The organism is Parasphingopyxis sp. CP4, from assembly GCF_013378055.1.
Classification (GTDB): domain Bacteria; phylum Pseudomonadota; class Alphaproteobacteria; order Sphingomonadales; family Sphingomonadaceae; genus Parasphingopyxis.
The window spans coordinates 1,563,499-1,588,577 of record NZ_CP051130.1 but is presented as its reverse complement, the minus strand read 5'-3'; the positions used below and the strand labels follow the sequence as shown (position 1 = coordinate 1,588,577).

The following is a 25,079-nucleotide window of genomic DNA, read 5'->3' as shown; positions in this document are numbered from 1 at the left end:
TCTCGCGCGCGCCGGAATAAGATGGGCGCGGGTACAGGCGATTGAAGGCGATTGGTGCCAGTTGCCTAGCGGCTGAACAGCTGGCGCCCGGCGAGATCGAGCATGATTTCCTCCGACCCGCCACCGATCGCATTGACCCGGACCTCGCGATAAATGCGCTCGACCTTCGATCCCTGCAGATAGGACGCACCGCCCAATATCTGGGCGGCATCGCGCGCGACGCGCTCGAGCATCTCGGTCGCCTGGACCTTGAGCATGGCAAAGTCCGCCGGCTGCCCAACGCCCTTGCTCTCCGCCCAAGCGCATTGATCGACCCAGGCCTGGGTCGTACCAATCCGCCGCGCCATATCGGCCAGCTTGACGCGGATGACCTGGTGTCCGGCCAATGGTTTGCCGAATGTCTTGCGTTCCCGCGCCCAGTCCGCTGCCTCGATCAGGCATACGCGGGCAAAGGAGCAGCAGCTCATCGCCATGCCCAGCCGCTCGCGGTTGAAATTGCGCATGATACCCATGAAGCCGCTATTTTCGCCGCCGATCAGGTTCGCCGCGGGCACCCTGACATCGTCAAAATAGATCGCCGCGGTGTCCGAACAATGCCAGCCCATCTTCTCGAGTGGTGTGCGCTCCACGCCTTCACGGTCCATTTCGATCAGCAGCAGGGAGACGCCGCCGGCCCCTTCGCCGCCGGTGCGCACGGCAGTCGTCATATAGTCGCAGCGCATGCCCGAGGTGATGAACATCTTCTGGCCGTTGACGACATAATCATCGCCATCGCGCACGGCACGGGTCTTGAGGTTCGCAACGTCGGATCCGCCGGATGGTTCGGTAATGCCAAGCGCGATGATCTTGTCCCCGGCGAGGACGGGCGGCGCGATCGCCTGCTTCATCTCTTCGGTGCCAAGCGCGAGGATCGGGGGCAGGCCGATCCCGTGGGTCATCAGCGATGCGCCCAGGCCGCCAGCGCCGACCCGGGCCAGCTCATTGCTCACCACCATGCCGTGGAAAATATCAAAGCCTTCGGAATGGCCGCCATATTCTTCGGGATAGTTGAGGCCTAATATGCCGGCTTCGGCGGCTTTCCTGTGCAGATCGCGCGGCAATTCGCGATCGGCTTCCCATTGATCGATATTGGGCTCGATCTCCCGCGTGACGAAGGTGCGCACGCTTTCCGCCAGCGCGTCATGGGTTTCGTCATAATAGGGAGACCGGGCGCGCCAGGCATCGAAATCATAGGTCATGGTTGGCGGGCCTTTCAGGTATCGGGGATGATATGGTTGCGTCTGATGCTAGCTCATCGACAGCGAATTGCCAGCCTCTCAAGCCGGCGGCACGAAAACATAGGCGTGGATCGCTGCACGTGCATCTGGATCGGCAAATTCGGAGAAATCGCGCGGCGCATCGCTCCAGTCATGGCGGGTCAGGATCTCGCGTTCGTCGGCATAGTCGATCCTGTGCTCGACTCGCATATCAGCTGATTCGCGATTTACTACAAGCAGATAGCGGATCAAGTTGATCGGCGGTCTGAGGTCGGGCGGAAGCTGTGCATCGACCCAAAAACGGATTGGCCCTGCCTTGCCTTGCGCAAATGGCCATTCCTCTGCGCGCATGAAGAAATGCGTGCCATCGGCGGCATCATGGATCGGATGAGGGACGGACTGCCAGCTCATAGCAAAGCGCGACAGTCCGTCCTCAAATCCGTCATCTGCTAGCCAGCGCGATGCATGGCGCACAGTTTGTTGCCATCGGGATCGCGGACATAGGACAGGTTCATATTGCCCATTTCCGATTCCCGCAGGCCAGGCGGATCTTCGATCGAGGTGCCACCATTGGCGACGCCGGCATCATGGAATGCAGTGACCTGTTCAAGCGAGTCACAGGCAAAACCGATTGTCGCGCCATTGGCGTGGCAGGCCGGCTGGCCATCAATCGGCTCGCTGACGCCGAATACACCGCCATTATGGATCCAGAACAGCCGGGTCTGGCCGTCCGAGTTCACATTGACCATCGGGTCGCCCGCACCCAGCGTCCCGAGTACGGCGCTGTAGAAAGCCTTGGCCTTATCGACATCATTGGTGCCGACCATAATATGCGAAAACATGCATGTATCTCCTTTGGTTGAACTGTTGGAAATCTAGTAGATAACGACGCTGCGAATGCTCTCGCCAGCGTGCATCATGTCAAAACCTTTATTGATATCTTCAAGCGGCAGACGATGCGTGATCATCGGGTCGATCGCGATCTTGCCGTTCATATACCAGTCGACAATCTTGGGAATATCGGTGCGCCCGCGCGCCCCGCCAAAAGCCGTGCCTTTCCAGACACGCCCGGTAACCAGCTGGAACGGACGCGTGGCAATTTCCTTGCCGGCCTCTGCCACGCCAATGATCACGCTCTCGCCCCAGCCGCGATGGCAGGCCTCAAGCGCGGTGCGCATCACGTCGGTATTTCCGGTGCAGTCGAAGGTATAGTCCGCGCCGCCGCCGGTTTGTTCAACCAGATGCGCGACCAGATCGCCGGATACGTCTTTCGGGTTCACAAAGTCGGTCATCCCGAACTTGCGGCCCCATTCTTCGCGGTCCGAATTGATGTCGACGCCGATGATTTTCGAGGCACCGACCATCTTGGCACCCTGGATCACGTTCAATCCAATACCGCCCAGTCCGAACACGATAACATTCGCGCCAGCCTCCACATCGGCGGTGTTGATCACCGCGCCGACGCCGGTCGTTACACCGCAGCCGACATAGCAGCTGGTCTCAAACGGCGCGTCCTCACGGATTTTCGCAACCGCGATCTCCGGCAACACCGTAAAATTCGAAAAGGTCGAGCAGCCCATATAGTGATAGATCGTTTCGCCCTTGTACGAAAAGCGGCTGGTGCCGTCCGGCATCACGCCCTGACCCTGCGTATCGCGGATGGCGGTGCACAGGTTGGTTTTCTGGCTAAGGCAGCTTTTGCACTGGCGGCATTCGGGAATATAGGCCGGGATCACATGATCGTCCGGCGCGACAGACGTCACGCCCGCACCGACTTCGCGGACAATGCCAGCGCCTTCATGGCCGAGGATCGAGGGAAAGATCCCCTCGCTGTCAAACCCGTCCAGCGTATAGGCATCCGTGTGGCAGATGCCGGTTGCTTTCAATTCAACCAATACTTCGCCCGCTTTGGGGCCCTCCAGATCGAGCTCCACAATCTCCAGCGGTTGCTTGGCCTCGAATGCGACGGCAGCGCGTGTCTTCATCCCCTTAGATCCCCTTTGGTGCAGTCGGAGTCGCGCATGGCGACTGCTCGCGGGAAAGCATCGGGAAAGGGGCTGGCGGCGTCAAGCGGGTTGGGGCCCAGTTATTCGGGTGTTGCCGGTTCCCAGAGCTGGATTGGATTGCCTTCGGGATCGGCAAGGCGCGCAAAGCGGCCATTGGGATAGGTTTCGGCCTCTACCTCCACCTCAATCCCGTTCGCGTGCAGCTGGGCAGCCATGGCGTCGAGATCATTGACCCGGAAATTGATCATCCACATCTGCTCGGGCCGCCCGAAATATTCGGTGGCCTGGCCGAACGGCGCGAATACAGTCGGCCCCGCTTCCTGTTGCCACGGCTCGGTGTCATAGCTTTGCGGCGTCAGGTCGATACCGAGATTTTCGAGATACCAGGCGGCAAGCGCGGCCGGTGCCTCAGCGCGGAAAAAGAAACCGCCGATACCAGTGACGCGTTCCATGGCGGGTTCCGACGCGCCCTCGGTTTGGGCAGTAGCGGGGGCGCCGATGGCGAGCGCGCATGCCGCAACGAGGATCGCCTTGGGTGGTGTAATTTGTTTCATCGCGTATCCCTTTCCTGAATGTCATTATGCGCAGGATATTTCTTGACGAGCAATCGGTTCAATATTCAAACTCCCGTCTATGATATTTGATTGGCTGAAGCGACGGAGAAACAAGGTTGGTGGCCGCCTCAGCTGGAAAGATTTTGACTGGGAGAAAGCGGATTGGAAGGCACCGCCGCGACCTGCGCCTCCGAAACACAAATTGCCCTGGCTAGCGGCGCTCACCACCTTCCTTGCCATATTGGCTGTCGGCCTATTCGTAATAGGGACCTATCGTTGAGTGTTGTGAATTCGGATGCAGGATAACGCGCCATGCCAGCTATGGTCTGCCCTACAGCGGGTCAAATGCGGTATTCTGGTTCGCATGACCGAACAATCCAGTCCGCCCAATTCACGCGCGACCCGGTTTCACATTGATGGTGTGGCCGCTGAAGGTCCGGTTTTGGTGTCCTATTGGCCACAGAGCCGGATCCAATGTGTCCAATAGGACGCAGCCTTGCCCCGGCCTGTGTCAACCAGTGTCAACTAAATCGGCAAATCCGGAAGGGAGATTGATCGCGTCACGAATTTGGGAATGGCGCACCCGACAGGATTCGAACCTGTGGCCTCTGCCTTCGGAGGGCAGCGCTCTATCCAGCTGAGCTACGGGTGCGTGCCGAGAGCGCCTAGCAGGAAGCGTGTGCGCTCGCTAGCCTGTTTTTGTGCGGCCCCGCAGCAGCTATTCCTCTTCGGGAAACTCGATCTCCTGGAATTGGCCCAGGCCGCAACTCGGCCCGTTGACGCGGGCGCTGCCGCTCTGGATCACCGTGATGATATCGGATGAACAGAGCCGACTGAGCGAGGTCTGGTAGCCAAAGGCTTCTTCCCGCGCCAGGCCGCTGCACCGGTTTGGCAATGTGTTGCGATATATGGTGTTACCCGACATCCGGAAATCGATGGTGCGATCGTCATGCACTCGCGTGCTACGGATCCGCGGGATCGAGATGCAGCTTTCCGCTTCGCCAACGGCGCGCGCTTGTTGCCAGCGCGGTACTTCGTCTTCGGCGGAAATGGCGGTGGGCAGCGCGAGCGCGGCAATTGCAGCAGCGGCACCGGCTGTCGATAAGGAAAGAAATGAAATGCGCATGGCGGTCTCCTTGAAATATTTGCATAGCGAAACCAAGATGAACGGTGGTTTAAGCAGTTTTGCGCTTTCCCCTAGGCTCTGATGTCTTGGGCTTGTAGCGGCAGAAGTCGGTCACCGAACAGCGCCAACATTCGGGTGTCCGTGCCTTGCAGAGATAGCGCCCATGCAGGATCAGCCAATGATGGGCGTGCTGTTTGAAATCTTCCGGCGTTGCTTTTTCGAGCTTCTTCTCGACCGCGAGCGGTGTTTTGCCAGGAGCGAGACCGGTCCGGTTGGAGACGCGAAAAATATGGGTGTCGACGGCAATGGTCGGGATCCCAAAGGCTTCGTTGAGGACGACATTGGCGGTCTTGCGGCCGACACCGGGCAACGCTTCGAGCGCGTCGCGATCGGACGGCACTTCGCCATCATGGTTGTCGACGAGGCGTTGGGCAGCGAGAATCACATTCTTCGCCTTGGTATTGAACAGGCCGACTGTCTTGATGTGCTCCTTGAGCGCGGCTTCGCCGAGATCGAGCATCTCTTGTGGCGTTGTGACCTGCTCGAAAAGTGCCTTGGTGGCCTTGTTCACGCCGACATCGGTGGCCTGGGCCGACAGCGCGACAGCGACGAGCAGGGTGTAGGAATTGGTGTAGTTGAGCTCGGTCCGTGGCTCGGGAATATCTTCGGCGAGCCGGGCGTAGAATTCGTAGATATCGGCCTTTTTCAACTAAAGCCCCAACATGTCGGTCATGACATAGCGACCGGCCGGCATGTCGGAGAGCCAGAGGGCGGCCTTGATCGCGCCACGGGCGAAAATCTCCCGGTTCTCGGCGCGATGGCCAAGTTCGATCCGTTCACCCTCGGCGGCGAAGATGACTTGGTGATCGCCGGCTACCGATCCGCCACGCAGCGAGGTAAAGCCGATCGCGCCTTCGGCGCGTGCGCAATCCGTGCCATGGCGGGCGGGTTCTGATGCCGTCGCAAGGTCTGTCTTTCGACCGGCAGCTGCGGCTTCGCCGAGCAGCAATGCCGTGCCGGATGGCGCATCGACCTTGTGACGATGATGCATTTCGACAATCTCGATATCCCAATCGGGACCGAGTTTGGTTGCGGCATCGCGAACCAGTTGCGCCAGCAGATTGACGCCAAGCGAAGTATTGCCAGCCTGGAGTATTGCGATCTTTCGGGCTGCCTCATCGATCTGGGCGTGGTGCGAGGTGTCGAGACCGGTCGTTCCGATGACGATTGGCGTTTCGGTTTTCATTGCGGCGGCGAGTGTTCCGGATAGTGCGTCGGGGGCCGAGAAATCGACCAGCACGTCGCTGCCTTCCGCTAGTGCTGTGACATCACCGCCCGCATCAACACCGCCCGCATGGGAGCCGCTAGCGTCGAGCAATGCCGCAATCGCGAGGCCCATCCGCCCCTTGCTGCCAACTATACCAATCTTCGTCATGCCACCCCGTCTCAAGCGTCGTGCTGCGCAGATAGCTGCAAGCCTTCCCTTTATCTACCATCTGGCCGCCGGATAGCCATGGCCGATTTGCCGAGTGACTATGGTGTTAGGATGGGTCGGCCGATCGTGCGGCAAGGCGCGCATGGGCCCATTGGTCGATTAACCTATCAACCAACCGGCGTTCTGCTGCGTCCGCTGGAAGGTCGTGATAGCGCATGGGAGCACCGGTGCCGATCTGCACCGTTTCGTCACCTAGATCGAACACGGTCCATTGCCCATCTTCGCCAATCCGCCCGATCGCGCCCGGGCGTTCCAGACTGCCGAGGAACTGAAAGACACCGGCTGCGCGATGTTGCGGCACAGACGCACCAGCGGCATTCAAAATGATGCGCCGCATATCAGCCAGGCCGATCGGGCCTGACAGATCGAGGCCGGGTCGATTGACGATGAGCGGGATTTCCGTCTGTTGACGATTGAGCATATGACCATGACCCAGGAACCCGTCATCGAAAAGGGATTCGCCGTGATCGGCAGTGATGACGATCAGGCTGTTCTCATAGACACCAAGTCGCTCGAGGCGCTCGATAAGCTCACCCAGCAACCGATCATTATAGGCGATGGAGTTCCAGTAAGTGCGAGCTACATCATCGCGATTGGCAAGGCTGATATCTTCGCGGGCGATCGGATCGTCCGTCAGGATCAAATCCGTTCCCGGTGCCCAATAGGGAAAATGGGCGGACTGGAAGTTGAAATAGAGGAACTGCGGATCACTCCACTCCGCCGGGTCGCTCATGCGTTCATCGAACTCGCGCAACACGATCCGTCCATCAACGTAAAGCGAACCCTGCGCGGCGAAGCTGAAGGCACGCTCTTCGCGCAGATCTTCGGCGTCGATAAAGAACCTGCCCCGCCGCATCCCGGTGACATCGGCGGTATCGCCGAAGTCTTCCGCCTGGCCGGAGAAAACACCGACCTGATAGCCATTATCGAGAAAGTCATCGATCATCGACCGGACACCGGATGGCGGTTCGACCCAGCCAGTGAACATAGACTTCAACGAAGCGGTGGTAAAACCGACATGGCTGTATGCGGTGCGCGCAAAGCTGCCTTCATTCGCAATCCGCTCCATCAACGGGGCGACCGGACGACCGTCGATCCGCATGCCGAGTACGTCACTGCGCATACTTTCCATCACGATCAAGATCACATGGGGCCGGGGTTCCGCAATTGTCGCGACAAAAGGTGGAGCAGGCGAGGCGGCGACCAGATCTCCTCCGAAACCGTCCTCATCGATCCCGTTTCCCGGGATGTCGAGCGCATAGGGATGGCGGGCAGAATTGAACGGCTGGAGATCAATCGGATTGGAGTACCAGCTCCATCCGTCGCGATCGAAGTCAGTCAGCTGATGCAGGACCGTCGACATAACATATATGCTGTTGAATCGGGCTAGCGCTGCGCGGCTGTCATCGATCTGGTTCATGGAAAAGAGCAAGACCGGTGCAAGGCCGATAGCGGCAATGAGGTTGCGCGGGGCCAGACGTATATGGTCCGGAGCAATCATTCGTCCGCGCGACAGGCGTACAACTATCGATCGCAGGATGAACCACGCAATGATGGCACCCAGGCCAACGATCAGCATGAGACCCGCCTCGCTGACTGCGTAGAGCATGGCGTCTAGAAGGCTGCCACCGCCGAGATTGCGAACGATCTGGAAGCTTACTGCATCACTGAAATAGCTGAGCGCCTGATATTTGGCGACGATGGCGCCGCACCAGATTAGCAGGAGGAAGAAGGCGAAATTGAAGAAGAAAGTGGGTCGGTTGGCGCGGCTGCCATGGATCCGCCGAAAGACGCGATAGATTAGATAGAAGAGGAGCCCCTGGCAAAACACCAGGGCCAGCAGGAAGGCGACAGTTTCAAGGCCGGAGTCCAGCGTTTGAGACTGACCAAAACCACCGCCAAAAAGTGCAAATTTGCGTTCGGCAAGTGCCAGTTCGAAGCCAAGCGTAAGGAGGACGAGCGCCGGCAGCATCGCAAGCGACGCAAAAGTCGACGCGGAGCGACGACCAGAATGGATTAATGCCCCCCCCATATCGCCATTCAGGCTAAGGGAAGACGGTTAAATTGGCGTTTAGACACCTAGTGAGTTGCACCAATTCGGACTATGATCAAATCATGAGTGATATCCGTAACATAGTTGTTCTTACCGGTGCTGGGATCTCGGCCGAAAGTGGTGTGCCAACGTTTAGAGGGCCGGACGGCCTTTGGGAGGGACAGCGCGTAGAAGATGTCGCAACCCCCGAAGCCTATGCGCGCAACCCGGATCTGGTGCTCGATTTTTACGATCAGCGCCGCGCAAAACTCGGAACCGTTGAGCCCAATCCCGCGCACGAAGCGCTGGGGCGGCTCGATCGGGAATGGTCAGGTGAATTGCTGATCGTGACCCAAAATGTCGATGATCTGCATGAGCGGGGAGGGGCCAGGCGGCTGCTGCATATGCACGGCGAACTGAAATCCGGCTGGTGCATGGCATGCGGCGATCGCTTTCCGTTCAGCGGTAAGATGGCAAATCGCCCAGCCTGTCTGTCCTGCGGAGAGCAGGGCAAGGTTCGCCCGGATATCGTTTGGTTTGGTGAGATGCCTTACAAGATGGACCGGATCGATGCAGCGCTCGCGACCTGCGATCTGTTTGTCTCGATCGGAACCTCGGGAGCGGTCTATCCGGCTGCCGGCTTTGTCCAGACAGCGCGCTATTCAGGCGCCCATACGCTCGAGATGAACCTCGATCCAAGCGAGGGCAGCATTTTCTTTCATGAAAGCCGGATGGGAAAAGCCGGTGAGTTAGTGCCGCTATGGGTCGAAGGACTGCTGGGTTGATCTACTCTACCCAGTCGAGCCCGATATCGCGATAAAGGCTCTGATCCTCTTCCCAATCCGGTTTTACTTTTACGTGCAGGAATAGATGGACCTTGCAGCCCAATAGATCGGCGAGTTCTGCGCGCGCCGCCGAGCCAATCTCTTTGATGCGACTGCCGCCCTTGCCAAGGACAATGGCTTTCTGAGTCGGCCGCGCAACGAGGATTTGCTGGCGAATTTCGATCGAGCCGTCTTTGCGTTCGCTATAGCTTTCGGTGTCGATAGCGCTCGCATAGGGCAGTTCATTGCGCAGTTGATGATAGAGTTGCTCGCGCGTCACTTCTGCGGCGAGCAGTCTTTGACTGGCATCGGAGACCTGGTCTTCGGGAAAATGCCATGTCCCTACGGGCATCGCATCCACTAGCGCGGATTTGAGTTCTGCCACGCCATCTCCGGTTGTCGCCGAAATGAAGAAGGTGTCCTGGGGTTCCAGCAGAGCATTTAGTCCAGCGGCCAGGCGCAGCAGTTCGTCCTTCTTCGCAATATCGACCTTGTTGAGGATCAGCAGCTTTGGTTCTGGGCGTTTGCGCAACGTCTCCACCATGGCCTCGATCCCGCCTTTTACGCCTGCCTTGGCATCGATGATCAATGCAATCAGATCAGCGCCTTCGGCGCCGCCCCACGCAGCCGCCACCATCGCTCGATCGAGCCTGCGCTTTGGCGCGAAGATTCCCGGTGTATCGATCAAGACGATCTGAGTCTGGTCTGCGATCGCAATTCCCATCAGACGCGTGCGCGTCGTTTGGGCCTTGGGGCTCGTAATTGCGACTTTCTGGCCGACCAGCGCATTGACGAGTGTCGACTTACCGGCGTTGGGTGCGCCGACTACCGCTACGAAACCGCAACGTTGGGCCGAGTCCGTCATTGCAGCTTCTCCAGCAGCGCTTGGGCCGCGGCTTTCTCTGCCTCTTGTTTCGACGACCCTTCGGCCTCAGCGGCGTCGCGATTGGGTATCTCTGCTCGCACCGTGAAGTGCGGGTTATGCGCAGGGCCGGACCGGTTAGTGACGGAGTAGACCGGTGGCTTGCAGCGATTGGCGGCAGCCCATTCCTGCAATGCGCTCTTTGGATGCTGCGGCGCGCGATCCATTTCTTCGAGCCTGCTCTCCCAAACGCGATACACAAAGGACCGAACCGCATCGAAGCCGCCGTCGCGATACAGCGCGCCGATCAACGCCTCCATTACATCGCCGAGCACATTGTCGCTGTCAGCACTCCCATCGTCGCGTGCTTGCTTGCCGAGCCGGATATGCGGGGCCACACCCAGTTCGCGAGCGACGGCGGCGCAGGTAGGACGGGAAACAAGTGATGCGAGTCTGCTATTGAGCATACCCTCAGGATCTGTGTCATGGCGCTCATAGAGCCAAGTTGAAACGACAAGCCCAAGGACACGATCACCGAGAAACTCGAGCCGCTGATAATTTGGGCCATCCATGCTCGGATGGTTTAGGGCGCGCTCAAAGATCGCCATGTCATTTGGTTCATGCCTCAGCGTTTCAACAAGCCAAGCAGTGGTTAAGTGAATGTCAGTCATCGCCGGGGTCCTTAGCCGTACCGAGGCACGAGCGCCAACGCATTATCGACGTTCACAAGCCGCGGCCAATTCGATCGCCACGTGTGGCCGAGAACCAACTGAGCGGATTGATCCAGCGCGCAGAGCCGTCGGTTGACCAGAAAATGACCAGCGCGCGCCCGACAATATACTCTTCCGGAACAAGGCCGATGCCGCCATCAGGTTCTGCTGGGAAGCGACTGTCAGCGCTGCGATCCCGATCATCACCCATCAGGAAATAATGGCCATCGGGTATCCGAAACTCTTGGGTCGTATCTGCCGTACTGTCACCGGCATCAAGTACCGAATAGCTGTGACCGCCGGGCAATGTTTCGCGATATTGCGGCGTCAGGCAAAATATTGTGCCATCTTCATCCTGTTCCGTTCGGCCGTTACTGCCTGGGCCTGTTGGACAGTCCTTTACATTCTCGATCGGTTCCCGGAAATCCTCGAGAGCTTCGCGTGGGATCATTTCGCCGTTGAGCTGCAATTCTCCGGCAATCATTCGGACGCTATCACCCGGTATGCCGATCACGCGTTTGATATAGGCGGTGTCCGCGGCGGCTGGGGAGCGAAAGACGATGATGTCACCGCGCTCGGGACGGCCATTGCCGATCCGGCCATCGAAGAGATCGGCCCCAAAGGGAAGGCTGTATCTTGAATAGCCATAGGGCCATTTGGCAACGAACAGATAGTCACCGGTGAGTAAAGTCGGTGTCATTGACCGGGATGGAATGTTGAACGGTGCAATAATCAGGCTGCGTACAACGATCGCAAGCAGGGCAAGCAATAAAATGAAGCGCAACCAGCCAAGTGCCGAACGGCGCCCGGCCGGCCGCATATTGGCCGATGAGGATCGCGATCCGCTATTCTCGTCAAATTCCCTGAGCATTGCGCGCGATGTCGACGAGGTGCGAGGCCCGGTCAAGCCTGATGCAATCATGATCTTGCGACAATTTGCGACACTTTATCGCCCTACTGGCAAAGCTCTGCGACATTTGACCGTTATTCCATGACCTGTGGCGGGAAGAACCCGTTTCGGATGAACAGTATAGCGTTAGGAATAACCCGATGAAAAAAATAGCAATTATCTCAGCAAGCGCCGCCTTGGTGGTCGCTGGTGTCGCAATTGCGCAGCCTGGTGGCATGCGCGGCGACGCAGATGGCGATGGCAACCTCACTCGCGACGAAGTCAATGCGCAGATCGACGCACGCTTTGCGCGTGCCGATGCGAATGGCGATGGCGCAATTGATGAAACGGAACGCTCTGCGGCCCGTGAACAGATGCGTGCGCGCTGGTCCGAGCGACGCGGGCGCCACGGTCGCCATGGTAGACGCGGCAATCGCATGGAACGAATGGACAGCAACGGCGATGGTGTGGTCACACGCGAAGAAGTGACGGAGCGAGCTCTTGAACGATTTGATCGCTTTGATGCGAATGGTGATGGCCAGATCACTCAGGCCGAGCGGGATCAGGCCCGTGCTGAGCGTCGCGAACGGCGCGCCCAGCGACGTGCCAATCGCCCCAATCCGGATGCGAATGGCGATGGCCTGGTAACCCGTGATGAGATCGCAGCGATGGCCTTCGAACGGTTTGATCGGGCGGACGCGAATAGCGATGGCGTCGTCACTCGCGAAGAACGTCGGGCTGCCCGCGAGGCGCATCGCGCCGCACGGCACGGCGGATAAGGGCCCGGCAAGCGAACCCCTACCGCGTGCTTCGCCCCTCCCAATATGAGGCACGCGGCGTTTGGCGGGTAACCGGTGGCTTCCCTGGCCGGTTGCCCGCCATATCGCTTAGCGGGTCGAGCCGCGCTATGCTCTCCCTATGACATCAAAACCCCATCTCTTGCTCGTAGAAGATGAGCGCAGCATTCGTGAGCCATTAGCGAGTTTTCTCGGCAAGAATGGCTATCGCGTGTCGCAAGCCGCGGGCGCTGACGCAGCGCGCAAGGCGCTTGCTGGCTATGCGATAGACTGCGTGATCAGCGATATCATGATGCCCGGCGAAGATGGGTTAAGCCTGACCCGGCATATCCGTGCGACGAGCGAAATCCCTGTCATCTTGTTGACGGCGAAATCGGAGGAGACCGAGCGGATCGTGGGGCTCGAAATGGGTGCCGATGATTATGTGGTAAAACCCTTCTCACCGCGCGAATTGCTCGCGCGCATCAAGGTAATTCTCCGCCGGTCCGGCGCGACCGGCGTCCATCAACGCGCGCCCGATCAACAAAGCTATGGCTTTGGCGACTGGGTTTTGAGAGCGGGTGAGCGCACTTTGGTTGATAGAGATGGCGTTGCGGTCGCACTGTCGACGGGCGAGTATCAATTGCTTCTCGCCTTAGTGACCCACCCACAGCAAGTCCTTTCGCGTGATCAACTGCTTGACCTTACGCAAGGACGGGAGGCTGCAGCGTTCGATCGCGCGATCGACAATCAGGTCAGCCGACTCCGTCGCAAGATCGAGCGCGACCCGAAATCCCCCCAGCTGATCAAGACAGTCTGGGGCGGCGGCTACACTCTTGCGACGGACGTCTCAAAATTGTGATGCGGTTCTGGCCCAAAAGCCTGTTCGGTCAGTTGATGCTGATTGTCGCCCTGGCGCTGTTCATTGCGCAGGCGATCAACTTTGTTTTGCTCGTCAGAGCGAGTGAACAGTTGCGATTTGCTGAGGCGGCTGGCCCAGTTGTTGCGCGCGTCGTGACGGTGTCGGAGCGGCTTGACGCAGGGTTGCCAGTTCGACCACGGCGCGGGCCACGCGGTGGGCCAGGACGGCGCGGTCCATTGAGTGTAGACACTCAAAGTGCAGTTCACATGGAATCTCATCCGCGCGTGAGACTCTATGAGAACCGTCTCGTAAATGGCTTTGAAAACATCGATTTTTCTGTCCGGGCGATTGAAATCGGCCGTGTCGATATCGATCAAATGCCGATTCCGCGCCGGTTGCGCGAACGTGTCGAACACAGACGGCCCCCGGAAATTTTGCGGGTCTCGATTCAGCTGGAAAGCGGCGAATGGGTCAATAGCTGGATGCGCCTGCGTCCGGCTGGTGCAGGAGCTTTGATATCGATCATTGCTCAGACCGTGATTCTCTACGGCGTGTTGCTGTTCCTGCTGTTTCTCTTCGCACGCCGGGTGTCACGTCCATTGAAATCACTGACCGTCGCCGTGCGCGATTTTAGCGAAGATAGCGGCAGCGATGTGGTCCCTGTCGCAGGGCCGCAAGACGTTGCTAGTTTGATCGAAGCATTCAACGCCATGCAGGTCCGCATCTCTGCGATGCTGGGTGAGAAGGATCATATGTTGGGTGCCATCGGCCATGATCTGCGAACGCCGCTATCTGCCCTGCGTATCCATGCGGAAAATGTGGAGGACGAAGCGGAACGCTCGCGAATGGTCGAGACGATATCAGACATGACTGAAACCTTGGACGATATTCTCTCGCTCGCGCGCCTTGGCCGGCCCAATGCGCAGTCCGAACCGCTCGATCTAACCGCGCTTGTGGACAGCGCGATCGAAGATTTTCGAGATGTGGGTGCGGCAGTCGAGTGGAACGGCGGCGAAAAGGTAGTGGTCAACGGTCGCGCCAACCTGCTCAAGCGAGCAATGCGCAATCTGATCGACAATGCCATCCGCTATGGCGAGGTAGTGAAAGTTCGTGTTCGCGCAGATGAATTGATGGCCGTTGTCGAGATAGAGGATCGCGGACCCGGGATTCCAACCGAGGCGCTTGAGAGCGTATTCGAACCCTTTTCCCGACTCGAAGGCTCGCGCAATCGAAACGAAGGCGGCTCAGGTCTCGGTCTGGCACTGGCCCGGGCGATTGTCCGTGAACATAGTGGCGAGCTGATCCTCGAAAACCTACCGGACATAGGCCTTTGCGCCCGGATCACGCTGCCGCTGCGGTCAGACTGAAGCAAGCCGCTTGCCGCCGGGCGTCCATCGCGTCAGAAGGGCGCATATGTCCGACAATGATACTCTCTGGCAAGCCGTCGATCAGGCTGAACGCAAGACTTTGGCAGCAATGTTCGATGGCGATCCTGACCGCCTAGATCTGCTGACGATTGAAGAGGCAGGTCTCTATTTTGATTTTTCCAAGACTCATTTGAATGCCGGGCTGATCAAGAGTTTTGGCGAGATCGCCGATGCGCAGGATCTTGCCGGGAAGCGCGACGCGCTATTTGCCGGCGCTGCTGTGAATGTCAGCGAAGGTCGCGCGGCCGAGCATATGGCGCAGCGCGGGCAGGGGGCGCCGGAAAGCGTAGCGCTTGCCAATGCTTTGCATATGCGGATGCGGGCGCTCGTCGACGCGATTGAGGCGGGTGCACTGGGCGAGATACGCCACATTTTGCACCTTGGTATTGGCGGATCGGCGCTTGGACCCGAATTCGTCATTGATGCATTGGGTCGGGAAGAGCCGGCCTATGATGTTGCGGTTGTTTCCAATGTAGATGGCGCTGCACTTGAAGGACCGTTCACGCTGTTCGACCCGGAATACACGCTACTCGTCATTGCATCGAAGAGCTTCACGACCGCCGAAACCATGCTCAATGCACAAAGTGCGATCCAGTGGCTGCGAAATGCCGGTATTGGCGATCCTTTTGGACAGATTGTCGCCGTAACTGCGGATCCGGACCGGGCGGTTGATTTCGGCATTGACCAGACCCGTGTGCTGCCATTTCCCGATACTGTTGGGGGGCGATATTCACTTTGGTCGTCAATCGGATTTCCGATAGCGCTTGCGTTAGGCTGGGAAGCCTTTGAACAGCTTCTCGAAGGTGCGGCAGCCATGGACCGGCATTTCCGCTTGGCCGAATGGCCTCAGAATGCGCCAGTGCTCGCCGCTTTTGTCGATCTCTATTATGCCCAAGCACGCGGGAGCGAGACCCGCGCTGTATTCCCTTACGATGAACGACTGCGTCTGCTTCCACCCTATCTGCAGCAGCTTGAAATGGAATCGAACGGCAAGGCGTCCGATCGGTCGACTGCCCCAATCGTATGGGGCGGGGTCGGCACCGATGCGCAACATGCCGTGTTCCAACTGCTGCATCAGGGAACCCATCTTGTCCCGGTTGAGTTTATCGCTGCCGCCGAAGCGCATGATCATCGCGATCCTGCGCATCACGAGCAGCTGCTGATCAACTGTTTCGCGCAGGCGGCTGCACTGCTCGCTGGTCGCGAGTCGGATGATCCAGATCGAAATTTCCCGGGAGATCGTCCCTCGACGACGGTCCTATTGGAACGGCTTGATCCGTTTGACCTGGGTGCGCTGCTCGCCTTCTACGAGCACCGTACATTTGTCAGCGCAGCGATCCTTGGCATCAATCCATTCGATCAATTCGGTGTTGAGCTTGGCAAGCACATTGCGCGCTCGATTGCCAATGATGAGGAAGCGCTTGCGCTCGATCCGTCTACCCAGGCTCTGATCGACCGTGCTCTTTGAGTGACTGGCGAGAAGCAAAACGATCACTGTGATCGGCAATCTCTTCTTGAGAGTAACCAGTGGCGTACCCAGATCGAACACTAACAAGAAAATAACAGCGGGAATTACATATGGCCGAGTTTGACTATGATCTATTCGTAATCGGAGCGGGATCCGGTGGCGTGCGCGCCGCGCGCGTATCGGCTGCCTTTGGTGCCAATGTTGCCATTGCTGAAGAGCACAAAGTTGGTGGCACATGTGTGATCCGCGGTTGTGTGCCCAAGAAACTGCTCGTGTACGGCGCGCATTTCGCGGAAGACCTTAAAGACGCCCAGAAATTCGGATGGCAGCTGTCGGAGCAACCCAGTTTCGATTGGCCAACCTTGCGCGATAATGTTCTGAAAGAGGTCGACCGGATCAATGGTGCCTATACTGACACGCTGAATAGTCATGATGTTGAGATTTATCACGAGCGCGCAACCATCAGCGGTCCCAATGAGGTCACATTGGCAAGCGGCGAGACGAAGAGCGCGAAATATATCCTGGTCGCGACCGGCGCATGGCCGCATATCCCGGAATTTCCGGGCTCGAAACATGCGATCAGCTCGAACGAAGTCTTTCATCTCGACACCTTGCCGAAGCGCGTATTGATCGCCGGTGCCGGCTATATAGCCAATGAATTTGCCGGTATTTTCAACAAGCTTGGTAGCAAGGTGACGCTGATAAATCGTTCAGATGTGATCCTGCGCCAATATGACCAGTCGATCCGCGATCGCCTGCTCCAGATTTCGATGATGAAGGGTATCGAATTCCGCTTCAATGCGCAGTTTGAGAATATCGAGCGCAACGATGATGGCAGCCTAGAAGTGCGTATGAGCAATCATGATCCAATCACCGTGGATCAGGTGCTGATCGCGACCGGCCGCGTGCCCAAGACGGATGGCCTGGGCCTCGAAAGTGCCGGCGTTGAGTTGGATGATGGCGGTGCCATCGTCGTGGATGAATATAGCAAATCCAATGTCGACAGCGTCTACGCGGTTGGCGATGTTACCAATCGGGTACAGCTAACGCCTGTCGCTATTCGCGAAGGCAATGCCTTTGCCGAAACGGTGTTCAACGACACGCCGACTACGGTTGACTATGGCTGCATCCCCTCGGCCGTCTTCAGCCACCCACCACTGGCCGCTGTCGGGCTAACCGAGGGCGAAGCGCGAAATCAGCTCGGCTCGATCAAGGTCTACCAGTCGGATTTCCGGGCGATGAAAGATGTGCTTGCCGAGCGTAACGAGCGCGCGCTGTACAAGATGGTCACGGATGCAGATACGGACCGTGTTGTTGGTCTCCATATGATCGGGCCGGATGCGCCGGAAATCCTGCAGGCCGCTGCTGTGGCGATCAAGGCGAAACTCACCAAAGCAGACTTCGACAATGTCGTCGCCTTGCACCCGACGATGGCCGAAGAACTGGTCCTGCTGCGTTAGCGTCGCAATCTGGCCGGGCTCAGTTCGGTTGGATCGATGTCCATAGCGCGGAGAGGCTCTGGCCAATCGAGGTCGAGCGACAGCGCTTCGGCCGCCATGGCCATTCCCGGTGATGTCTGGAGGCCAAAGCCTCCCTGACCTGCCAGCCAGAAGAAGCCGGGCGCGTCAGGCGCGTAGCCGGCGACCGGGCTCTTGTCTGGCGCGAAGGTTCGCAAGCCCGACCATTTATGGTCGATCCGCCGGATCGACATGGTCGTTGCCTGCTCGACCTGCCACGCAGCAAGAGCGATGGTTTCCTCATCGGGCTGAGCATCGCAAGGTTCGCTGGGGGTTTCGTCCATAGGGCAGGCAAGCAATCGACCGGAACCTTCCGGAAGCATGTAGAAACCTTCACCAACAGTCTTGGTGAAGGGCCAGTCGCTGACATCTATGCCGTCCGGCGGGCGGATCGCGATGATGGTGCGTTTCAACGGTGTCAGGCAGAGCGGCGTAACACTGGCCATTGTCGCAATATCATCAGCCCAGGATCCCGCTGCATTGATGATACGCCGTGCCTGATAGCTCTCACCGGGCGTATCGACGATCCAGTTGGAGCCGACCGCGCGAATGCCAGTCACTGGAGAATTTGAAATCAGTGCACCACCTGCATCTCGCAATGCTCGGACATTGGCTTGGAGCATAGCATCGCTATCGAGCTTATAGGCGTCAGGATCGTATAGTCCGCCGACAAAACCATCATCGCCGATCTTCAGAACAGGGACGATGTCTGAAATCTCCTCCTCAGCGATTTGCCGCGCATCAGGGGAGTGGGAGAGGGTGGTCTCGGTCAGTCTCTTGAGCGCTTCGCGTTCATGATCGCGGGCGATGAAGAATGCCGCCATGCGTCGGGCGAGTGGCGGATGATCGCCTTCCTGCGGCGTTGCGAAGATCGCCTTGCTGATCGCGGTGAGCCGATGGACCAGTCCGTTGCCGATCCCGAAATGGCAGAATGTCGCGCTGCGCCCCGAGGAGTGATAGCCGGGTGCGCTTTCGCGTTCGAGCACGACAGTATCGCAATGCTGGGCAATCCGCGCGGCGGCGGAGAGGCCGGCAATGCCCGCACCGATGACGATTGTGTCGAGGGTTCGCATAAAGGTGCCTTATGGCGTTCCAACAGCTCTGCAAAGGCTATTGTATTATCATAGTAATACAGTGTAGCAACGGCGCAGAAATCAGGAGGCCCATGTCGTGAAAATCACACCGCTCTTGCTGTCGCTTGCCCTGGCTGTGCCCGCCAGTGCCTCGGCCCAGTCGACCGATGCGGCGAACGATGTCACCATTCCCGATGTGGTCGAGTTCGGGGCCAGTCTCGAAACCATGACGGAACGGCTTTCTGACCATTGCCCCGAATGGAACATCCGAACGATCGATCCGCCCTTCATGCCGGATGTGCAGGAGATCCAGCAGCAACTCGATTGCAATGGCTTTGCCTATATGGGCGAACCCCGCTTTGCCGAGTTCGTTTTTCGCGACGGGGTTCTCGAAATGATCTGGATGATGGTCGATGCGGACGACGAGGATCGGATCATTGCGGCGATGCGCGCGGCCTATGAGACCGAGGGCCTCTATTTTGAAGGCAGCGAACAGGCGCCGCGGATAATCGGGTTTCAGGATCATAACACAGCCTGGCGTTTCGAGCCGCCCGAAGTGCTATTCTATTCCGAAGCGATGGCGCCTGCCCTGGAAGCGTCCGTGCAACCCTCATCCGCCGCAGAGTAACGCCGCCCCCGGGTTCCGTTGCGTTCGGCAGTAACGCCTCATAGGATTGCCGGCATCCAATCGGGGGAGAGAGATGATGACCGGCACCGTTCTTGTTACCGGAGGCAGTGGCTATATTGCCGGCTTCACCATTCGCCAGCTTGTCGCCGAAGGCTGGACGGTCCGCACGACGATCCGCTCGCTCGCCAAGGAGCAGCAAGTCCGCGATATCCTGGATGTCGATAACAGCAAGCTGAGCGTATTTGCGGCCGATCTCATGTCCGATGAGGGCTGGGCCGAGGCGATGCAGGGCTGCACCCATGTTGCGCATCTCGCCTCGCCGCTCCCCGATGCCTCGCCCAAAAATGAGGATGATCTGATCATTCCCGCGCGCGACGGGGCCTTGCGGGCCCTGCGCTTTGCCAAGGAAGCGGGCGTTCAACGCGTCGTGATGACGTCCTCGATGGCGGCGATCGCCTATGGTGTGGATCGCGGCGAATATACGTTCAGCGAGAAGGACTGGACCAATCTCGATCACCCGGACGTCTATCCCTATGTGAAATCCAAGACGATATCCGAGCGCGCCGCGCGGGATTGGATGGCTGCCGAGGGCGGCGAGATGGAATATTGCTCGATCAATCCGAGCATGGTGCTCGGCCCGATTTTGAGTCCTGATTTTTCGACGTCTCTCGAAGCCGTGAAGAAGATGATGGATGGTAGTTTTCCGGGCGCGCCGGATCTTGGCTTCTGCGTTGTCGATGTACGCGATGTGGCCGACCTTCATGTCCGCGCGCTCACTGCGCCGGATATGGACGGCGAACGCTTCTTCGCGGCAGGCAAATTCTACAAGCTGCATGACATCGCGATGCTGCTCAAAGAGAAGCTCGGCGATGAAGCCAAAAAGGTGCCGACCCGCAAATTGCCGGACTGGCTGATGAAAGTCGTGGCGATCTGGGACCCGGTCGCCCGCCAGGTGAAGTCAGAGCTCGGCAAGGTCCGTCATGCCGATGTCAGCCATGCCAAGGAAAAGCTCGATTGGCAGACGCGCGATGAAGAGGTGACGATTATCGACACTGCGCGCAGCCTGATCGATCACGGCATTGTGACGACTTAAGCGGTCGCCGGAACAGCGGCCGGCTCTTCGCCCTTTGCTGAATTTCCGGTGCTGATCAGCGGCCAGGCCAGCATTTCGCCTGTCGACGTCGCCGGCAGATTTTCAACGCCATAGCTTTCTGGATAGGCGCGCGTGATTTTCGCGGTGCCAAAGAGCACGTCCCAGAAGAACAGAAGATTGCCGAAATTGCCCTTATAGTTGGTCACGCCATCCGCCTTGTGGCGGCCGTGATGGGCATGGTGGGTTGCGGGTGTCGAAATGGTGCGTTCGACAACCCACATGACCGGCGAGAGCCAGCCAATCTTGTAGAGCGGTCGATCCCAGGCAGCGTCCGAATGTGCCCCGGTAATCACCAGCAGCTTCACGACAATATAGCCCGCATAAACATAGCCGAGGCCGAGATAGATCAGCACCCCGGAGAACCAGATCCCAGGCATGGTGAGATAGTAGAAAAGATTATTCCGATAGACGAGGCGGATGCTCATATAGCGCGCGTCATGATGCGGGCGATGCAGCTTGTAGAGCAGCGGAAATGTGTGCGCAGCGCGGTGCCACCAATATTGCATCATATCGTCGAACAGCAGGAACAGCGCGACAGCGGCAAGGATCGGGATGCCCGCCAGCGCTCCGGCATAGCCCGGAGCGATCTGCCCGGCGAGCCAGGCGGAACTGAACAGGATGAAGGGTTGGGTGACAAAGAGCAGCACGATGGTGCTGACCGCTTCGACGATCCCGTCACCGCGGGTCTGCTCTGCCTTGTTGAACAGCGCCGTGCGCCACAATTCAATCAGCGCATAGCCGAAATAGATAGCCAATATGATGATCGTACTGGTCTGCATGACACCCTCTCCCTTGTCTTGTTGATCAAGACGTAGCAGTAAGTGCGGTCATGAACTGCAAACTAGTTAGCAATTGATGGACGCACCCTTTTCTCCCTTTTTCGGCGAATTTCTGGGGCGCATGCCCGAAGAGATGCAGGCGGCTTTGGCATCGGCGGGTACCTTGATGCGCTATCGCGATGGCGCGACGATCCAGCAGCGCGGCGATCGCAAGCCCGGGATTTCGGTCATTGCGGAAGGCGCGGTACGGATGAGTGCAACCGATGCCGAGGGGGAGCGCTCCACCTATCTTGTCCATGGTCCGGGCGATGCCTTTGGCGAGATGACGCTGTTTCTCGATATCCCGCGTACGCTCGATGCGGTGGCCGTCGGCGATACCGCGATCCATGAAGTGTCGCGCGCGGGCTTTACGCAATTGCTCGATACCCAGCCCGCCATTCGCGATCATCTGCTGGTAAGCCTCGCGCGGCAATTGTCACTGGCGCTCGAACGGCTCGACGATCAGCGACGGCTCCCCGCCAATGCCCGGCTTGCAAAAGCGCTGGTCGATCTCGCCGAGCCGGATGGCGATCATCACATCGTCCGCGCCAGCCAGTCGGCGCTGGCCGAAGCCATCGCCACCAGCCGCGTTACCACGGGGAAAGTATTAACTGAGCTCGCCGAGGCTGGTCTCGTCGAAACCGCCTATCGCGCCGTGCGCATCGCGGATCTCTCCGCGCTCCAGGATTGGGTCGCCGCCCGCAGCCTGCTGACGCCGCTCAACCCGCGCGACTAGCCAACCCGGTTCGCGACCAGATCGTCGACCACGGCCGGTTCAGCCAGCGTACTCGTATCGCCCAGGCTGCTGACATCGCCTTCGGCTATCTTGCGCAGGATGCGGCGCATGATCTTGCCGGAGCGGGTCTTGGGTAGGGCGGGGGCGAACTGGATCGCATCGGGCGAGGCAATCGGACCGATCTCGGTACGGACCCAGCCGACGAGCTCCTTGCGCAGCTCTTCGCTCGGCTCTGTGTCCACGTTGAGCGTCACATAGGCATAGATGCCCTGGCCTTTGACCTCGTGCGGCATGCCGACCACGGCGGCCTCGGATACATCCTTGTGGAGCACGAGCGCGCTTTCGACTTCGGCAGTCCCCATGCGGTGGCCAGAGACATTGATTACGTCATCGACCCGGCCGGTGATCCAATAATAGCCATCCTCGTCCCGGCGACAGCCATCGCCGGTGAAATATTTGCCGGGGAAGGTGGTGAAATAGGTGTCGAAAAAGCGTTTGTGATCGCCATAAACGGTGCGCATCTGGCCGGGCCATGAGCGGGTGATGCATAGATTGCCTTCGGTCGCGCCGTGCAAGACCTGGCCTTCGCCATCCACGATCTGCGGCTCGATGCCAAAGAATGGCTTGGTCGCGCTGCCGGGCTTGAGATCGGTCGCGCCGGGCAGGGGGGCGATCATCGCCGCGCCGGTTTCGGTCTGCCACCAGGTATCGACGATCGGGCAGCGCCCTTCGCCGACGACATTATGATACCAGCGCCAGGCTTCCGGGTTGATCGGTTCGCCGACCGTACCGAGCAGGCGAATGCTCGCGCGGCTGGTGCGTGTCACATAATCATCGCCTTCACGCATCAGCGCGCGCAGCGCCGTCGGGGCGGTATAGAGGATCTCGACATTGTGCCGGTCCGCTACTTCCCAGATCCGGCTCGGTGTCGGCCAGTTGGGGACGCCTTCATACATCAGCGTCGTCGCGCCATTCGCGAGCGGGCCATAGATGATATAGCTATGGCCGGTGACCCAGCCGATATCGGCCGCGCACCAGTAAATCTCGCCCGGATTATAATCGAACACATATTTGTGGCTGAGCGATGCCCAGAGCAGATAGCCGCCCGAGGTGTGGAGCACGCCCTTGGGTTTGCCGGTCGAGCCCGACGTATAGAGGATGAAGAGCGGGTCTTCCGCGCCCATCGCTTCGGGCGGACATTCCGCATCCACGGTTTCAACGGCTTCATGATACCAGACGTCGCGTCCGGCCCGCATATCGATATCGCCGCCGGTCGCCCGGACCGTGATGACTTTTTTGAGGCAGCTGACCTGTTCGGCCGCCTTGTCGACATTGGCCTTGAGCGCCACGCGCTTGCCGCCGCGTCTGCCTTCATCGGCGGTGATCACATGGCTGCTGTCGCAATCGGTGATCCTGCCGGCGAGCGCTTCGGGTGAGAAGCCGCCAAAGACGACGGAGTGGATCGCGCCGATCCGTGCACAGGCGAGTACTGCAAAGGCCGCCTCCGGGATCATCGGCATATAGATGGTGACCCGATCGCCGCGGCGTGCGCCTTCCTGCTTCAGGACATTGGCAAAACGGCATACTTCACGATGGAGTTGGCGATAGGTGAATTTTTTGGGCTCCTCCTCCGGATCATCGGGTTCCCAGATGATCGCGACTTCATCGCCGCGCGTCGCGAGATGACGGTCGAGGCAGTTGGCTGAGACGTTCAGCTGGCCATCGGTAAACCAGTTGATGTGAAAATCGCTGGCATCAAAGCTCCAGTCGCCGGAGATTTCGGGCCGCTTGATCCAGTCCAGCGTGCGCGCCTGTTCCAGCCAGAAGGTGCCCGGATCGGCCAGTGACCGGCCATAGAGGAGTTCATATTCCGCCTTGTCCGCATGGGCGCGGTTGGCCCATTCTTTCGGAACCGGGAAGATATCTTGCTCGCTCACCACTTGGTCTCCTGAATTTTCACTGCCTTAGTGACGCGAGGGCGGGGGTGATAGCAACCCTGTTTTTGCGTCTGGGCCGGAGAATGCCAAGCCCCCGGCTTGCTTTCTGACGCCAGATTGTCATGTGGGGCGCCTAAGGATGCGCGCCCAGGAGAGTGCAGCATGGATGAAAACAAGCCGGGCTTCTTGCAGTTCGACCGCGATGGCGAGACCTCGCCGCGGCGTCTGGCTGTGCTGGTCGGTGCCGGTGTCGTCGCGCTGTTGCTGCTGCTCTGGCTGTTCCGCGATCCAGCACCAGAAGCCGACCGCGCTCCACCGGTTAACGCGCCGCCACCAGCAGCTGAGCCCGTCGCCACGCAGAGCCAGCCCGCACCGACCAATTCGGTTGCCGAGCTGCGGCTCCATGGTGTGATGGGGATCGGGGATAGTGGCTCGGCCATCATCTCGACCGGCGCTGGCCCGCAGCGCCTGGTGCGCGTCGGCCGCAATGTCATTCCTGGCGTGCCGCTGCTCGCGGTTGCCGGTGATCATGTGCTGCTGCGCGAAAATGGCCGCGAGGTGCGGCTTGCCTTTGCTGATGACGCCAATGGTGGCGCTGCGGCGACGCCTTCTGGCGCGTCGAGCGAACCCGACGGTCGCAACAGCCCAGAAGCCCGGCGAGAATCCCGCGAGTATCAAGCTGCACTCGCCCCGGCCCGGATCGACGGTCGCCATGCCGGCTATCGCTTTCGCGCGGACCGCATGCCCGAGCTGTTTCAGAGTGCGGGAATCACCCCAGACGATATCATCTTGCGAGTCGGTGGACTCGGGCTTGAAGATGCCGATGACGTTGCCGGAATCCCGGAACGGATGCGCGAGCGAGGGACGTTCGACGTCGAAATAATTCGCGATGGACAAGAACAGACGATCACCATCGATGGGCGCTGAGGC

Annotated in this window: 25 protein-coding genes and 1 tRNA gene; 10 read left to right on the top strand and 16 right to left on the bottom strand. The window is 59.1% G+C overall.

Features of this window, described 5'->3' with window-relative positions; all coding sequences use genetic code 11:
* Nucleotides 1–65: 65 nt before the first annotated feature.
* The 10 genes from HFP51_RS07650 to HFP51_RS07605 all read right to left on the bottom strand — a co-directional run bounded on the left by HFP51_RS07650 (nucleotide 66) and on the right by HFP51_RS07605 (nucleotide 8,409).
* The gene (locus HFP51_RS07650; RefSeq protein ID WP_176875172.1) at nucleotides 66–1,238 is read right to left on the bottom strand and encodes an acyl-CoA dehydrogenase family protein; all 1,173 of its coding nucleotides are present in this window, start codon (nucleotides 1,236–1,238) and stop codon (nucleotides 66–68) included.
* Between the two features lie 78 nt (nucleotides 1,239–1,316).
* The gene (locus HFP51_RS07645; protein ID WP_176875171.1) at nucleotides 1,317–1,667 is read right to left on the bottom strand and encodes a hypothetical protein; all 351 of its coding nucleotides are present in this window, start codon (nucleotides 1,665–1,667) and stop codon (nucleotides 1,317–1,319) included.
* A 38-nt stretch (nucleotides 1,668–1,705) separates the two neighbouring features.
* On the bottom strand, nucleotides 1,706–2,098 hold the full coding sequence (locus tag HFP51_RS07640; protein WP_176875170.1) for a VOC family protein: 393 nt from the start codon (nucleotides 2,096–2,098) through the stop codon (nucleotides 1,706–1,708).
* Between the two features lie 33 nt (nucleotides 2,099–2,131).
* Nucleotides 2,132–3,241, bottom strand: coding sequence for an S-(hydroxymethyl)glutathione dehydrogenase/class III alcohol dehydrogenase (locus tag HFP51_RS07635; protein ID WP_176875169.1), 1,110 nt, complete (start codon nucleotides 3,239–3,241; stop codon nucleotides 2,132–2,134).
* Nucleotides 3,242–3,342: 101 nt separating this feature from the next.
* Nucleotides 3,343–3,816 (bottom strand): VOC family protein, encoded by a 474-nt coding sequence (locus HFP51_RS07630; RefSeq protein WP_370462904.1) that lies wholly within the window; start codon nucleotides 3,814–3,816, stop codon nucleotides 3,343–3,345.
* Nucleotides 3,817–4,391: 575 nt separating this feature from the next.
* Nucleotides 4,392–4,468 (bottom strand) — tRNA-Arg (locus tag HFP51_RS07625).
* A 66-nt stretch (nucleotides 4,469–4,534) separates the two neighbouring features.
* Nucleotides 4,535–4,942 (bottom strand): hypothetical protein, encoded by a 408-nt coding sequence (locus HFP51_RS07620; RefSeq protein ID WP_176875168.1) that lies wholly within the window; start codon nucleotides 4,940–4,942, stop codon nucleotides 4,535–4,537.
* Between the two features lie 49 nt (nucleotides 4,943–4,991).
* On the bottom strand, nucleotides 4,992–5,651 hold the full coding sequence (gene nth / locus HFP51_RS07615; RefSeq protein ID WP_176875167.1) for an endonuclease III: 660 nt from the start codon (nucleotides 5,649–5,651) through the stop codon (nucleotides 4,992–4,994).
* A complete protein-coding gene (gene dapB / locus HFP51_RS07610) occupies nucleotides 5,652–6,377 on the bottom strand; it encodes a 4-hydroxy-tetrahydrodipicolinate reductase (RefSeq protein ID WP_176875166.1) in 726 nt (241 codons plus the stop codon).
* A gap of 106 nt (nucleotides 6,378–6,483) precedes the next feature.
* Nucleotides 6,484–8,409, bottom strand: coding sequence for a sulfatase-like hydrolase/transferase (locus HFP51_RS07605; RefSeq protein WP_176875165.1), 1,926 nt, complete (start codon nucleotides 8,407–8,409; stop codon nucleotides 6,484–6,486).
* Nucleotides 8,410–8,552: 143 nt separating this feature from the next.
* On the opposite strand from HFP51_RS07605, the gene HFP51_RS07600 reads away from it, so the two are divergent.
* Nucleotides 8,553–9,254: an NAD-dependent deacylase gene (locus HFP51_RS07600; protein WP_176875164.1), complete on the top strand. Its 702-nt coding sequence runs from the start codon at nucleotides 8,553–8,555 to the stop codon at nucleotides 9,252–9,254.
* A gap of 1 nt (nucleotide 9,255) precedes the next feature.
* On the opposite strand, the gene era is transcribed toward HFP51_RS07600, so the two are convergent.
* The 3 genes from era to lepB are packed head-to-tail and all read right to left on the bottom strand — an operon-like array spanning nucleotide 9,256 to nucleotide 11,685.
* Nucleotides 9,256–10,158 (bottom strand): GTPase Era, encoded by a 903-nt coding sequence (gene era / locus HFP51_RS07595; RefSeq protein WP_176875163.1) that lies wholly within the window; start codon nucleotides 10,156–10,158, stop codon nucleotides 9,256–9,258.
* The gene (gene rnc / locus HFP51_RS07590) at nucleotides 10,155–10,826 is read right to left on the bottom strand and encodes a ribonuclease III (protein WP_176875162.1); all 672 of its coding nucleotides are present in this window, start codon (nucleotides 10,824–10,826) and stop codon (nucleotides 10,155–10,157) included. The genes era and rnc overlap by 4 nt, the downstream gene beginning before the upstream one ends.
* A 52-nt stretch (nucleotides 10,827–10,878) precedes the next feature.
* Complete coding sequence (lepB, locus tag HFP51_RS07585; protein ID WP_176876594.1) at nucleotides 10,879–11,685, bottom strand: signal peptidase I; 807 nt, start codon at nucleotides 11,683–11,685, stop codon at nucleotides 10,879–10,881.
* Between the two features lie 230 nt (nucleotides 11,686–11,915).
* Between lepB and HFP51_RS07580 the strand changes: the two genes are divergently transcribed.
* From HFP51_RS07580 to gorA, 5 genes are all read left to right on the top strand, one after another.
* Nucleotides 11,916–12,533 (top strand): hypothetical protein, encoded by a 618-nt coding sequence (locus tag HFP51_RS07580; protein ID WP_176875161.1) that lies wholly within the window; start codon nucleotides 11,916–11,918, stop codon nucleotides 12,531–12,533.
* Between the two features lie 139 nt (nucleotides 12,534–12,672).
* Nucleotides 12,673–13,392, top strand: a complete 720-nt coding sequence (locus HFP51_RS07575; protein ID WP_176875160.1) for a response regulator — start codon at nucleotides 12,673–12,675, stop codon at nucleotides 13,390–13,392.
* Nucleotides 13,392–14,759, top strand: coding sequence for a HAMP domain-containing sensor histidine kinase (locus HFP51_RS07570; protein WP_255454971.1), 1,368 nt, complete (start codon nucleotides 13,392–13,394; stop codon nucleotides 14,757–14,759). Before HFP51_RS07575 ends, HFP51_RS07570 begins: the two co-directional genes overlap by 1 nt.
* Nucleotides 14,760–14,805: 46 nt before the next feature.
* Nucleotides 14,806–16,287 carry a glucose-6-phosphate isomerase gene (pgi, locus tag HFP51_RS07565; protein WP_176875158.1) on the top strand — a complete coding sequence of 494 codons (1,482 nt, stop codon included), beginning with the start codon at nucleotides 14,806–14,808 and terminating at the stop codon, nucleotides 16,285–16,287.
* Nucleotides 16,288–16,397: 110 nt separating this feature from the next.
* Entirely contained in the window at nucleotides 16,398–17,747 is a 1,350-nt protein-coding gene (gene gorA, locus HFP51_RS07560) for a glutathione-disulfide reductase (protein WP_176875157.1), read from the top strand.
* Here the strand turns inward: gorA and HFP51_RS07555 are convergent.
* Entirely contained in the window at nucleotides 17,744–18,877 is a 1,134-nt protein-coding gene (locus HFP51_RS07555; protein WP_176875156.1) for an FAD-binding oxidoreductase, read from the bottom strand. The genes gorA and HFP51_RS07555 overlap by 4 nt on opposite strands.
* Before the next feature lie 97 nt (nucleotides 18,878–18,974).
* Here HFP51_RS07555 and HFP51_RS07550 point away from each other — a divergent pair, with 97 nt between their 5' ends.
* Both HFP51_RS07550 and HFP51_RS07545 read left to right on the top strand, forming a co-directional pair.
* Nucleotides 18,975–19,505: a hypothetical protein gene (locus tag HFP51_RS07550; protein WP_176875155.1), complete on the top strand. Its 531-nt coding sequence runs from the start codon at nucleotides 18,975–18,977 to the stop codon at nucleotides 19,503–19,505.
* Between the two features lie 73 nt (nucleotides 19,506–19,578).
* Complete coding sequence (locus HFP51_RS07545) at nucleotides 19,579–20,598, top strand: NAD-dependent epimerase/dehydratase family protein (protein WP_370462903.1); 1,020 nt, start codon at nucleotides 19,579–19,581, stop codon at nucleotides 20,596–20,598.
* Here HFP51_RS07545 and HFP51_RS07540 read toward each other — a convergent pair.
* Nucleotides 20,595–21,437: a sterol desaturase family protein gene (locus HFP51_RS07540; protein ID WP_176875154.1), complete on the bottom strand. Its 843-nt coding sequence runs from the start codon at nucleotides 21,435–21,437 to the stop codon at nucleotides 20,595–20,597. The two genes, HFP51_RS07545 and HFP51_RS07540, sit on opposite strands and share 4 nt — an antisense overlap.
* 76 nt (nucleotides 21,438–21,513) lie before the next feature.
* Here HFP51_RS07540 and HFP51_RS07535 point away from each other — a divergent pair, with 76 nt between their 5' ends.
* Nucleotides 21,514–22,212: a Crp/Fnr family transcriptional regulator gene (locus HFP51_RS07535; protein ID WP_176875153.1), complete on the top strand. Its 699-nt coding sequence runs from the start codon at nucleotides 21,514–21,516 to the stop codon at nucleotides 22,210–22,212.
* Here HFP51_RS07535 and acs read toward each other — a convergent pair.
* Complete coding sequence (acs, locus tag HFP51_RS07530; RefSeq protein ID WP_176875152.1) at nucleotides 22,209–24,149, bottom strand: acetate--CoA ligase; 1,941 nt, start codon at nucleotides 24,147–24,149, stop codon at nucleotides 22,209–22,211. The genes HFP51_RS07535 and acs overlap by 4 nt on opposite strands.
* Nucleotides 24,150–24,311: 162 nt before the next feature.
* Here acs and HFP51_RS07525 point away from each other — a divergent pair, with 162 nt between their 5' ends.
* Complete coding sequence (locus HFP51_RS07525; protein WP_176875151.1) at nucleotides 24,312–25,076, top strand: type II secretion system protein N; 765 nt, start codon at nucleotides 24,312–24,314, stop codon at nucleotides 25,074–25,076.
* Nucleotides 25,077–25,079 lie beyond the last annotated feature (3 nt).